Annotated in this window: 9 protein-coding genes; 1 reads left to right on the top strand and 8 read right to left on the bottom strand. The window is 38.8% G+C overall.

The features are described from left to right. The 4 genes from EHQ47_RS14315 to EHQ47_RS14300 form a co-directional block, all read right to left on the bottom strand. Positions 1-1,527 (bottom strand): TPM domain-containing protein (locus EHQ47_RS14315; RefSeq protein ID WP_425269579.1); only part of this gene is annotated, 1,527 nt, incomplete at its 3' end. 136 nt (positions 1,528-1,663) lie between these two features. Beyond that, a complete protein-coding gene (locus tag EHQ47_RS14310) occupies positions 1,664-2,473 on the bottom strand; it encodes a carboxypeptidase-like regulatory domain-containing protein (RefSeq protein WP_135777424.1) in 810 nt (269 codons plus the stop codon). A gap of 183 nt (positions 2,474-2,656) precedes the next feature. Beyond that, positions 2,657-3,493: a hypothetical protein gene (locus EHQ47_RS14305; RefSeq protein WP_135747753.1), complete on the bottom strand. Its 837-nt coding sequence runs from the start codon at positions 3,491-3,493 to the stop codon at positions 2,657-2,659. An 18-nt stretch (positions 3,494-3,511) separates the two neighbouring features. Then, positions 3,512-4,354: an LA_0442/LA_0875 N-terminal domain-containing protein gene (locus tag EHQ47_RS14300; RefSeq protein WP_244290364.1), complete on the bottom strand. Its 843-nt coding sequence runs from the start codon at positions 4,352-4,354 to the stop codon at positions 3,512-3,514. Between the two features lie 245 nt (positions 4,355-4,599). Here EHQ47_RS14300 and eat point away from each other — a divergent pair, with 245 nt between their 5' ends. Beyond that, the gene (gene eat, locus EHQ47_RS14295) at positions 4,600-5,895 is read left to right on the top strand and encodes an ethanolamine permease (RefSeq protein ID WP_135747751.1); all 1,296 of its coding nucleotides are present in this window, start codon (positions 4,600-4,602) and stop codon (positions 5,893-5,895) included. Here eat and EHQ47_RS14290 read toward each other — a convergent pair. The 4 genes from EHQ47_RS14290 to EHQ47_RS14275 are packed head-to-tail and all read right to left on the bottom strand — an operon-like array spanning position 5,892 to position 11,487. Beyond that, entirely contained in the window at positions 5,892-7,964 is a 2,073-nt protein-coding gene (locus tag EHQ47_RS14290) for an adenylate/guanylate cyclase domain-containing protein (protein WP_135747750.1), read from the bottom strand. The genes eat and EHQ47_RS14290 overlap by 4 nt on opposite strands. Further along, positions 7,965-9,527 (bottom strand): FMN-binding glutamate synthase family protein, encoded by a 1,563-nt coding sequence (locus tag EHQ47_RS14285; RefSeq protein WP_135747749.1) that lies wholly within the window; start codon positions 9,525-9,527, stop codon positions 7,965-7,967. A 29-nt stretch (positions 9,528-9,556) separates the two neighbouring features. Next, positions 9,557-9,955, bottom strand: a complete 399-nt coding sequence (locus EHQ47_RS14280) for a response regulator (protein WP_135694546.1) — start codon at positions 9,953-9,955, stop codon at positions 9,557-9,559. Further along, the gene (locus tag EHQ47_RS14275) at positions 9,952-11,487 is read right to left on the bottom strand and encodes a sensor histidine kinase (RefSeq protein ID WP_135747748.1); all 1,536 of its coding nucleotides are present in this window, start codon (positions 11,485-11,487) and stop codon (positions 9,952-9,954) included. Before EHQ47_RS14275 ends, EHQ47_RS14280 begins: the two co-directional genes overlap by 4 nt. Positions 11,488-11,497: the final 10 nt, after the last annotated feature.

The raw sequence follows: 11,497 nt of genomic DNA, 5'->3' as shown, positions 1-11,497 counted from the left end.
ACCACCCCCACCGCCGCCAGAGGAACCGCCGGAGGAACTCTTTTGTTTTTTGGGAATGGTTTCGTATTCGGTGGCACTGTGTTTGCAATGGGCACAGGTTCGTTTCACTTCCACTTTACCAGAACTGCTATAAGTTGCTTCCGAAAGGATACGGCTGGATCTACAAACAAAAGTTTCAAACTTACATTCAGGACAAGATTTAATTTTTGGAAAAGAAGTTCCTTTGTGAATGTATTCTGGATTGATGTTCGGAAATTTTAAAATGGCATTGGAATGGCAACTTGGGCATACCCAAACATCATAATCAATCGAATTGACAATTTCTTCAGATACCTGTCCTTCCGACAAATGTTTGTTATCTGCTTCTTCAGAAAGTTTTGTCATTGTCGTTCCACATTTTTTGCATTTTCTGGGAATATTTCGAATGGATTGCAAACGTTCCATTAACTTACGCATTCGTAAGTCGCCCCAAAAAATAAAAAATATTATAATGCTGCCTATGATGAGAAAGATTGATACTGGAAACAAGGCATCATCCAATACCAAAGAAAGAAGAGTGATGGCAATGATGACAGGACTAATCACAATTCCATAAAACAAAATGAAATCGGTTTTGTGGACGATATGATACTTTGCAGTAGGGGAAGGTGTAAACCAAACCACAACCCTTTGAAATAAATTTAAAAATACAAAAAGGGCAAGATATCCAAATATAAAATATTTTTTATTACGAAGTGATTCTTCTTTTTCGATTTTTTCCAGTTCGGTAAATTTTTCGTTTAAAAGCCTTGATTCTTCATCGTTTAAAAAATAATTACTAGTGGTATTGTATCTTTCAACGGTTTCTTCTAAAATTCGTTTCTCATCATCTGTTAGTTGCGAATAGGATTTTCCTTGGTAATCGTATTCGTCCGTTCTTTTTGATTCATTTGGTGTATCGTTATTTGAAGGATAGGCACTGGCATCAGCAGCATAGTCGGTTCCGGTTGTATTCGAAACTAAATCTTCTACTGCTAACTCCGGATGGTTTAATTTAGTGATAATGGCGGACACAGTGTCCGCGTGTCCCTTTTGAAAGTTATCTTCTTTAAAGGAAGGAATGGTGTATGTATCGATGATTCGTTTGACAGTGACATCAGGAAGGTCACCTTCCATCCCATACCCAGTTTCAATTTCTATACGACGTTGGTCGATCACATGTAAAATCAGAATTCCATTGTCTTTTCCTTTTTTCCCAATTTTCCAGTGATTGAAAAGTGCAACAGCAAAGTCTTTTGGTACATAACTTCCGATGGTTGGCAAAGTCACTACCGCAATTTCTACTCCAGAGTTTGCTTCTTCTGCATTGATCATTTGGTCAATGGACGCGGTGTCTGTTAAAACACCGGCACTGTCTTCTACCCAACTGTTTCGAACTGTTTTTGGGTTTGGGACTTTGGCGACAAGTGTGTCGATGGGCTCCTCATTGGACGGGGAACATTGAAAGCAAAGAGAGACCAAAAGAAATGGAATGAGCAAAGGAAAAATGAATTTAGGAAAGAAATTGGTTTTTGATCGAAGTGGAAATTTCACGATCTAGAGAAATTAAACGAAACTCAGAGAGTTGTCAAGTATGTGTTTAGAAGTCAGAAAAGAATTGTATGCGAAGCAATTGACTTTTCGCTCATGAGCCATTACAAGGAAAGTTACAAATATAAGTAATCGTTTTTGGAGATAAACTTTTTCCTGTCACAGATTTGATACCAGGTCCAAAAGTGAATGTATTGGTTCCTATCGAAAAATTGGAAGAGTTATAGATTTGGAGAACATTATTTGATACAGATGAAAAAGAACCATCAAATGAAATTGGAGGGTTTGTGATGACATTTGAATCCAAAAAGATTTGCATATCCGATGGATTTTCCAAATCTTCAGAGAAAGTGACTATCACCAATGTTGGCCAGTTGGTAAGGATTGCTTTATCATATGGGGTTGAATAGATCAGATCCAAATATGCCGGTGTGATTCCTTTTTCATAAAATTCTACATTCAATACGTCTGGGCCACTTAGTGACTTATTTGTGATCATTGATGATCCAGGAAATGGAATTGAAATAGTAAACGTAAACAATTCACTACCTGATTGGTCTACACGAATCGTTGTTTCTCCTGTGCTTAAAATCAAATAAAACCTTCCTCCTTCATTTAATAACATTGTATTCGTGAGGCCCTCTAGTTGATTAGTTCGGCTAACTATTGTTAGAGTTGCGTCGACTGCGGCTACACCATTTGCATCAACGATCTGGCCAGTGATTTGGACGGTTTTCGGAGCAGCAAGTACGGACGCTACCCCGAGCAGAGTTGCAGGGTTGGTCTCTTCTGTGATTTCTGGATTCACAACCAGTTGCACCGCTGGATTGAAATAACAATTTCCGAGCACCATCCATAAACCTAAAATCATCGAAAATGTTGATAAACTAGGTCGTGGTTTCATATGATTTCTCCAGAAAAAGAAAGGATAGTTGCGGAAACGGGAATTTCTTTTAGGTTTCAGAACCCAAGAGTCAAATTATATAAAAATCCGGAATGTTTGGCAAGAAATTTATTGATAAAGTTTGGTGTCGATATGGTTGAAATTCATAAGTTTCAGTATATGGGTAATGGAAAGCGTCCCTTATTATAAGGATAATGGTCCAACAAAAAACAAAATAGTTGTCTGCTTGATCGTCTTGCCCGTAGCAGTTTTGATACCAGAGTTCAAATTAATTGTGTAAGGGGTGAATTGAGTTAATGAACTAGCAAGGGGGAGCGTCACATCAGTTTTGGAAATAATCGCTGTTTCAAAGGTAATGGATGGATTTGTTATAAAATTTTCAGCTAGCCAAAGGGGCGGATTAGATGGATATTCTACATCTTCAGAAAATTTAAATTTAAATCCTGTTGAGGTAATCGTACTATAGTTACTATCATCGATTAGTAAACCATCATATGGCATGGATGAGATTAATTCTAAATAAACGGTAGGTTCCTCTCCAGGGAAATAAACATCCAAGTTTTGTATCGAATAGTTAATATTGTCAATAGAGATAACTGATGCAGAGAATGGGGTAATGCTTATTTGTATATTTACAATTGTACCAGAATCAGAAAATTGCAAAGTCACCAGCCCTGTTGAAACATTTAGATAGAATCTACCTGCTTCATTTGTTGTTGAAGAATTCGCCATATCTTTAGAAGAAAAAGATGGACCAATTACTTTGACTTCTGTGCCAGCAAATGCAATGCCTAATCTTTTGATTTGGCCCGATATGCTAACGGTAATTGATTGACTATCAAGTCCAACCAATCCAAGTGCGGCCAAGGAACTATCTGCTTCCTTTTCTACTGGATTCAAAATCCCATTTACAACCGGATTGAAATAACAGTTTTGAAAAAAAGAAAACAATAGAAATAACAATCCAATCGACATTTTGAATCGCATTGCTGGTATTACTTGAAGGTAAGTAGATTTCATTTCAGTCGACCTGTTCGATTATCTTCTCTTCTTTAGAGTTTCTAAATCTTTTTCAAGTTGTTCTAACTCGTATTTTTCTTCCGCTTCTTTCAGTTCTTGTTCTGTTTTGATTTGTTCAACAGCTTCATCTTTGATGCGTTTGATTTCTGAGTCAGACACCATACGATAACCGCTTCCTTCACAAACATCAACGACAATGGTTTTACGTGTGATTGTGATCAGGAATCCGCCAAGGAGTGTAATTGCCATGTCTCCCCAAGTGGATGTTTGTTTGATGCGAACGGGACGATTGTCTTTAGGAAGTAATACATCCCAATTTGGTTCTTTGAAACGGAGAGCACCAAACAACCAAAAGTACTCTGGATAGGATTGGTAAGACTGGCATTTTGCTGAATCAGGTGCAAGTGTGATCATATTGCCATCGGCAACAGATCCAAGTACAAAGGAATCACGTAGGCTATGGGTAACCACTTCACCACCTTCTTGGTTCATTTTTCTTTCTGATTCTTGTCGCATTAATTCTTCTCTGCGTTTACGAATCTCCTCTTGTTTGGCGGCGATGGCTTTTTCTTTTTCGGATTTTCTTTTTTCTTCTTCTTCTCTACGGATGATTTCTTCTTCAGATTCCGCAACGTCTTTGTAGATAATCTTTAAAACGGTTTTTTTGGAAATCACCATATGTTTTCCGTTTTGTGTGTCTACTTCCACACTATCCACATTTTGATTGGTGATCACACCTTTGATGGACTTTCCTTGTTTCAAGAGAATTGTTTGGACAGCAGCCAATGGGGAGATGATACAAAAAATAAATACAATGAAAGCTAAGTGTTTGTTTCGCATAATGAAGGTCCGTTCTAGCATTTTCCCTATATTATTAGGATTTAGAATCATTTGCAATACCGAATTTTCCCGTTTAGCAGAAATACTTCGAGAAATTGGGAGCGATTTGGAAAAGAAGTGGAAGCCACCAAACATTCTCCATTCGGAGTTTGAAAGAACTTGCCTCAGGTTAAGCCCATAAATTAGTATATTGCATTGTTTAATTGTGATTTAGTCTCCATCACGTTTCCTTTTACGAAAGAAGGACTTGGGAGCAAGCAGGTAGGATGAAAGAAGATCAAAAAATGCATAAAGTTCTACATTCTGTTCATTTATGGGGCATTGCTGTGGGACTTGTCATTTCGGGTGATTATTTTGGTTGGAACTTTGGATGGTCCAAGGCGAGTTTTTGGGAATTTGGTTTTGCGGTTGTTCTTGTGGCCACTTTTTACGTACTCTTTGCTCTATGTTTTATAGAACTTGCAGCAAGCATTCCACAATCTGGTGGCCCATCTGCTTATGCTAAACGGGCATTAGGAGACTTGTTTGGACTGGTCACAGGTTATTTAGTTCTTGTTGAATTTTTGTTAGCCCCACCTGCCATTGCTTCGGCCCTTGGGGGATACATTCATTTTCTATTTCCCATTATACCTGCGTTTGGTGCTGGTATCGTTATGTTCTGTTTGTTATTATTAATCAACTTAACAGGAATCAAACAAACAGCTCGATTTGAACTTCTGGTGACACTCGTCGCAGTATTTGGACTTCTGTTGTATTTGGCATTTTTAACACCGCATGTATCATTTGAAAAACTACCTAATTTACCAAACGTTCATTCGATTGTTTGGAGTTCTGTTTTTCTTTCCATTCCTTTTGCCATTTGGTTTTTTTTAGCTGTGGAAGGAGTGGCCTTGGCCGCAGAAGAAGTGAGAAACCCCGCACGTGATATACCCATTGGATATACTGCGGGAATCTTCACTCTACTTTGTTTGGCGGGATTTATTTTCGTATTTACGGCAGCAGTTGTTGATACAAAAGAAATCTCTGAATTAGATTATCCCTTGTCTTATGTATTACAAAAGTTATACGGTAAAGATCAGATTTGGCCTTTTGTGTTTACCTTTATCGGTTTGTTTGGTTTAGTTGCTTCTTTATTTGGAATCATACTTGGAAACTCTCGATTGATTTATGCGATGGCCAAAGAAGGTTATTTACCCAATTATCTTTCTAAGCTAAGCAAAGGTTCCCTTGTTCCGCAAAATGCTGCTTTAAGTGGAGGGGTTCTTGGGATTTTTTGTATGAGTTTTTTAGACACAGCAGAACTTATCACCATCTCTGCATTAGGTGCTTGTGGGATGTATCTATTCAGTTTAATCTCTTATTTTGTTTTGCGAAAAAAAGAACCTTTGATGCCAAGGCCGTACAAGGCTCCTTTTTATCCTGTTTTACCTGGCATTGCCCTTGGATTGGGAATTGTGGCTTGCGGATCGGTTTCATTCGCAGAACCTTATTTGGCAATTGGAGTTGTTGTTTTTGGTTTTTTATTGGGGTTTGGGTATTTCTGGAAACAAAAAAAGAACTAAGATCCAAATTCCATCTTTGTTCTTTCTTTGGCTTCATGACAACGTTCTAAAAATAACCTCGAGACCGAATCATCGGGGTTTTTATCTAATAATTTAGAAAACCCATCAATGGCTTCTTTAAAATCATCCCTGCGGAATGCATCCAGGGCCAAAGTGTATTCGTCTTTGATCGAGATAAGCCTTGATGCTTTGTCTGGTTCATATCCATCTAAAACTTCTACAACGAAAACGGATTCTGTTTTTCCTTTGATTGCCACTCGGTCAAGCAATCGGTAGTGGTAACCAAGTCCTTCCGATGCTTCGATAAAGGTATCTGCACTGATGACAATACGAGAAGAAAAGAGTTTGGTAATTCCTTCAATGCGGGATGCGAGGTTGACTGCATCAGAGATAACGGTTCCTTCCATTCTTTTATGTTCACCTAAGATTCCTAAGGTGAGGTTTCCTGTATGGATTCCAATTCCTACTTCGATGGGGATGTATCCACAATTGGCTCTGTGACCGTTATAAATACGAATGGCATCTTGCATTTCGACTGCCGCTTTTACCGCATCATTGATGTCATATGGAAAGAGTGCCATCACCGCATCGCCAATAAATTTATCGATAAACCCATTGTTGTGTCGAATGATGGGGCCAACTCTTTGGAGGTAACTATTTAAAAAATCAAAGTTTTCTTTTGGTGTAAGTGTTTCTGAAAATTCGGTAAATGATCTAATGTCGGCAAACAGAATGGTCATTCTTTTTTGTACTTGGTCACCTAAGTCTACATACCGGATATCGGATTTGCCTAAGTGATACAAAAATTCTGTTGGAACAAAGCGACTGAAGGAATTACTAAGTTGTTTCTGTTCTTGCGCAAACTCTAGAGTTTTTGTCATTGTTTGGCGAACGATTCGCCCAAAGGTCATAACTTGCAAAAAAACGAATATTACGACACTTGCGGGGGCAACATACATCGTATGGATATAAGATTCAGCATGCAGGACATCATTGGTAGCAGCAGCAAGAACCAAAAGCATTCCGAATAACAATGGTTTGGATTCCATCCGTTTTTTTGTATAAGCTCGGTATAAATAAATAAATATAATGATTCCATTTGCCACAAATGCGATGGGGTAGATGGATGCAGTTTCCGTAAAATACACTGGCGGTAACAAAAGGCCAACGGTTAAAATAGAGGAAAGAGTATAAAAGAATGCCCCCATTCGTTTCGAAAAATCTTCGGGGAAAATTGTATAAAAATAATGATATAAAAGAGGAGCTGACCAATACCAAGAAAGGTATTCTAGGCGTAACAATATCCAATAGGGAACATCTATAAATTCTATTAGAATTCGTTCTCCAGTTGAAATGGTTCTAAGTAATACGGCCAGTGAAAACAAAAAGATACCGATTGTATGTTTTCCATCGCGATTGTAGAAATACATGACTAAAAAGAAAAAACCAACAAAGGCAAGAATGGATGACAACATGGTTTCGTTGATCTTTCGTTTGGTGAGTCGACTTTCTGCTTTAGTGTAATTGGAAATGACTATATCGTTCCAAATCCCTCCTTTTCTATGTACATAATTTGCAACATAGAGATCGATCGTGATTTCTGGACTTTGTGGTAATACGACCACTGTCGATTTAACTTGTGGAATGTATTCGTTTGGATTGGGTCCAGGTTTTCCCGATCCACCTAAATACTTTCCATTGGCATAAATAGCGTACGAAGTGTCCTGTTCGGGGACAGTCAGGGCCATGGTCTCTTGTTTGTTGTCTGCTAGTTTTAATTTGATCCTAAAACTAGCATGTCCAAATCCACCAAGGGAACCATAATTCATTTTGTATCCGTTCCAATGTTTCGGAAGGTTAAGGAATAAATCGGAATCAGTTTCTTTTATTTGTAATGGAGACGTATTCCAAAAGAATTTCCATTCCCCATTCAAAACAACAAAGGGTTCGTTCACAAAGGAATGATGGCTTAGGTCTAAAAATCCTTTCTCTGCTTCTGCTTTTACATTCCTTTCCTCTGAAAGACAACTGAGGTGGAATAAGATAAGAAAAAGAAAGAGTTTCTTCATTTAGGCTTGTCGTTTCGGAAATACAGTGTAGTCCTGAAGTTTTGTAAATTTTACTTCATCACGTTTGTAACCGAGTAATCCTTCTAAGGTTTGGTATCGATTCATTCCCATACTGATTTCTATGTCTTGGCCGGTGAATTGACCAGGGTGTTCGTAACCACAAGAATGAGCCAAACTTAAGAGTTCTTTGCGAAATCCTTGGATGTACTTTGCTGCGCGTTTCCCTTTGATCTCCGGATCCACCCCTCGTTGTAACCACCAGTTTTGGGTCGCAACGCCTGCGGGGCAATGGTCAGTATGGCATTTTTGTGCTTGGATGCAACCAATGGACAACATAGCTTCTCTTGCCACATTGATGAGGTCGCAACCCATGGCAATCGCAACCACAGCTCGGTCTGGAAAACCGAGTTTTCCTGATCCAATCCAAACAATTTGTTCGGACAATCCCTCTTTTTGGAAGAGAGTGTACACTCTTTGAAACCCAATTTTAAAAGGTAAGGACACATGGTCGGCATAGGTTAAGGGAGCGGCTCCTGTTCCACCTTCTCCACCATCAATGGTGATGAAGTCAGGCCCTAACGAACTTTGTTTCATTTCATGTGCAAGTTCTTCCCAGAATTCAATTTCTCCGACAGCACTTTTGATTCCAACAGGAAGTCCTGTACCGGATGCAATTTTTTCTATAAACTGGACTAGTTCTTTAACATTTGTAAATTCATTATGTGAGTTAGGTGAGATACAATCTTTTCCTTCTTCCACATGGCGAATGGCCGCAATTTCAGCATTTACTTTTTTTGCAGGAAGAATTCCACCTTTCCCTGGTTTGGCGCCTTGAGATAATTTGATTTCGATCATCTTAATACAAGGATTTTTGCCGACTTTTTCCTTTAAGACATCCAAACTAAATTTTCCAGAATGGTCCCTTGCGCCAAAGTATCCAGTTCCAATTTGCCAAACCATATCAGCTCCTTCCATATGGTAGTGGCTGAGTCCACCTTCACCTGTGTTCTGATAGGCGCCAGAATCTCTTGCTCCTCTGTTGAGTGCCATAACAGCATTTTTACCAAGAGAACCAAAAGACATAGCAGAGATATTAACAATCGAATATGGTCTGTATGGAAATTTGCGTTTGGGTCCAATGATCTTTAAACAAGGAATACAACTTGGATCTTGGTTGTGGATATAAGCCTTTGCTTCTGGATAAGGGAAGGCTTTGTGTTTGATGATGGGATATCCAGGTTCGTATTGGATTTCGGTAGTTCCAAATCCAAAGTTATTGTTTTGTCCTTTGGCTGTGGCATAAATCCAACTTCTTTCTGTTCGATCAAAAGGACGTTCCTCTTTGTCATGAGCCACCCAATACTGTCTGAGTTCCGGCCCGATCATTTCTAAAAAATAACGGAGACGACCAACAATGGGAAAGTTCCTCTGAATCGTGTGCGTTTTTTGAGTGATGTCTCGGAGGAAGACAAGTACAAGAAATACGAACATTCCAATCAGAGTGGAGGAGAGGGGATGGGCTTCTATCCAAGTAAGTATCTGATCCATAAGGGGTGCGTCCATTTCTATATCAAAAATAAAAAGATGACAAGCTAAGATTGGAGGTGGGCCAAAGAATCCAAAAGTTTTTCTTTCGTAAATGGTTTGAAGATATATCCAGAGATCATGGGAATTTTGGCAGCACGGTCCGTATCGGCTTCATCAACGGAGGAACTGACAAGAAAGATGACAATGGGTTTGGGAAATGTTGGTGAAATCTTTCCATAGGCATCTAAAAATTGCCAACCATCCATAAATGGCATATTGATATCTAGAAAGATAATGTCAGGGAGTTTGTCTTTGTTTTGAGATTCCTTATGGAAAAACTCGAGTGCATTTTCAGCATCCGAAAACAATAAAACATCTTCTTTGATTCCAGCGTTGGAAATGATCTTTTTGGTTGTGAATTGATAAATTGTATCATCATCGATCACACAAATTTTAGGAGTCATTCTGCATCACTCCTTTCTGGAAAGTACATAAGAAAGGTAGCACCTTCTCCAGGTTTGGAGCGCACTTCAATCCTTCCTCCGACCGATTCCATTTTGTATTTGATCAAAAATAACCCCAGACCTTTCCCACTGATATGACGATGAAAAGTCTTCCTAAGCTGAAAAATTTGGTCTCCGTACCGCTCTAAATCGATCCCAATCCCATTGTCGGAAAAGGAAATTGCGGTTTGGGTTCCGATGGGAAAGGATTCGACGGAAATTCGTAACTTTCGGTTCGGGTCTGCGTAACGAAGGGAGTTACCGAGGAGGTGGAGGAAAATGGTTTCTAAAAAATCCTTGGAAAAGTATACAGTGTTCGCGCCCGAAAAATTGGATTGAACTTCCGCCTGTTTGCTTTTGATTTCCCCGTTCAACAATCGGAGTACGTTGTCAAATGATAACTGAATGTTGACAGGTTCTGGTTGGAACTGGTCTGAATTTTGGATTTTTAAGGTGGTGATAAGTTCGGAAAGAACGGTTTCTAAATTCTCTGTAACATTTTCTAAATGGGATTCGATTTCTTTCACTTCTTTTAATTGGTCCGATTCTTTCATCAAATCAAGAAGACTTCTTAAATTACTCACGGGTGCACGCAAATGATGAGAAATGATTTGGTTGTATGCTTGTAGTTGTTTATTTTGTGTTAAATAGGAATTGGTTGCAGCCCTTAAGCGATCATTTTTTTCTCGGAGCAGAGTTTCATTTTTTTTTCTTTCGTTGATATCAATGATTTGTGCCAGGTAATGGATGGGGTGTCCCAAATCATCTCGTAACACTGTTACAGTGAGATAGGCCCAAACTTTTTTTCCCGATTTATGAATGTATTGTTTTTCAATGGAATAGTTATCGATGATTCCTTTTTGGACTTCATCTCTGTACTTTAAATTTTCTTCGAGCCCGTCATCCGAACTAATTTCCGTAAAATGTTTCCCAACCACTTCATAATTTTGGTAACCTAAAAACCGGGCAAAGGCTTCGTTGGTTTCATCGATATAACCATGTCCACCCGTAAGAACCAAACCTATGGGTGAATCATGAAACAGAGTTTTGAATCTCCTTTCCGCAAGAGCTAAGTTTGCTTCGGTATTTATTTTTTCCGAAATATCTCTGGAAGATGTATGAAGGTATTTTTTTCCAGTAGTCGGATGGATCGTTAAACTATTGTCAGATTGTAGCCAAATGTAACGCCCATCTTTGTGCAAAAAACGAAATGTAGAGTGGATATTTTCTTCACCTCGGAGTAGGGGTTGGTGAGACCTTTCTTGGATGAGTCTTTTTTCATCGGGATGAAAATAATCATAAGGATTTTTTCCTATCAGCTCTTCCGATTTGTATCCAATGATTTTTTCCGAATTGGGGCTTACATAAATATATGTTCCGTCAGGCTCATGCAAACATACCAATTCACGGCTAATTGTCGTTAAAAGGTGGAGTATTTCGGAATCGGGCAGTCCCACAGACAAATTTTTTTCCGATTCCTTTTGATTGTCCATCCGAAATGTA

It is taken from the genome of Leptospira bourretii, from assembly GCF_004770145.1.
Classification (GTDB): Bacteria; Spirochaetota; Leptospiria; order Leptospirales; family Leptospiraceae; genus Leptospira_A; species Leptospira_A bourretii.
Note: the sequence above shows the minus strand (reverse complement) of the source record. Positions and strands in the feature narration are given on the sequence as shown.

What these genes read in the sequence shown, in the direction of transcription:
- EHQ47_RS14310 (WP_135777424.1), bottom strand. Translation starts at nt 2,473, where the DNA reads ATGAAACCACGACCTAGTTTATCAACATTTTCGATGATTTTAGGTTTA.
- EHQ47_RS14305 (WP_135747753.1), bottom strand. Translation starts at nt 3,493, where the DNA reads ATGAAATCTACTTACCTTCAAGTAATACCAGCAATGCGATTCAAAATG.
- EHQ47_RS14300 (WP_244290364.1), bottom strand. Translation starts at nt 4,354, where the DNA reads ATGCTAGAACGGACCTTCATTATGCGAAACAAACACTTAGCTTTCATT.
- eat (WP_135747751.1), top strand. Translation starts at nt 4,600, where the DNA reads ATGAAAGAAGATCAAAAAATGCATAAAGTTCTACATTCTGTTCATTTA.
- EHQ47_RS14290 (WP_135747750.1), bottom strand. Translation starts at nt 7,964, where the DNA reads ATGAAGAAACTCTTTCTTTTTCTTATCTTATTCCACCTCAGTTGTCTT.
- EHQ47_RS14285 (WP_135747749.1), bottom strand. Translation starts at nt 9,527, where the DNA reads ATGGACGCACCCCTTATGGATCAGATACTTACTTGGATAGAAGCCCAT.
- EHQ47_RS14280 (WP_135694546.1), bottom strand. Translation starts at nt 9,955, where the DNA reads ATGACTCCTAAAATTTGTGTGATCGATGATGATACAATTTATCAATTC.
- EHQ47_RS14275 (WP_135747748.1), bottom strand. Translation starts at nt 11,487, where the DNA reads ATGGACAATCAAAAGGAATCGGAAAAAAATTTGTCTGTGGGACTGCCC.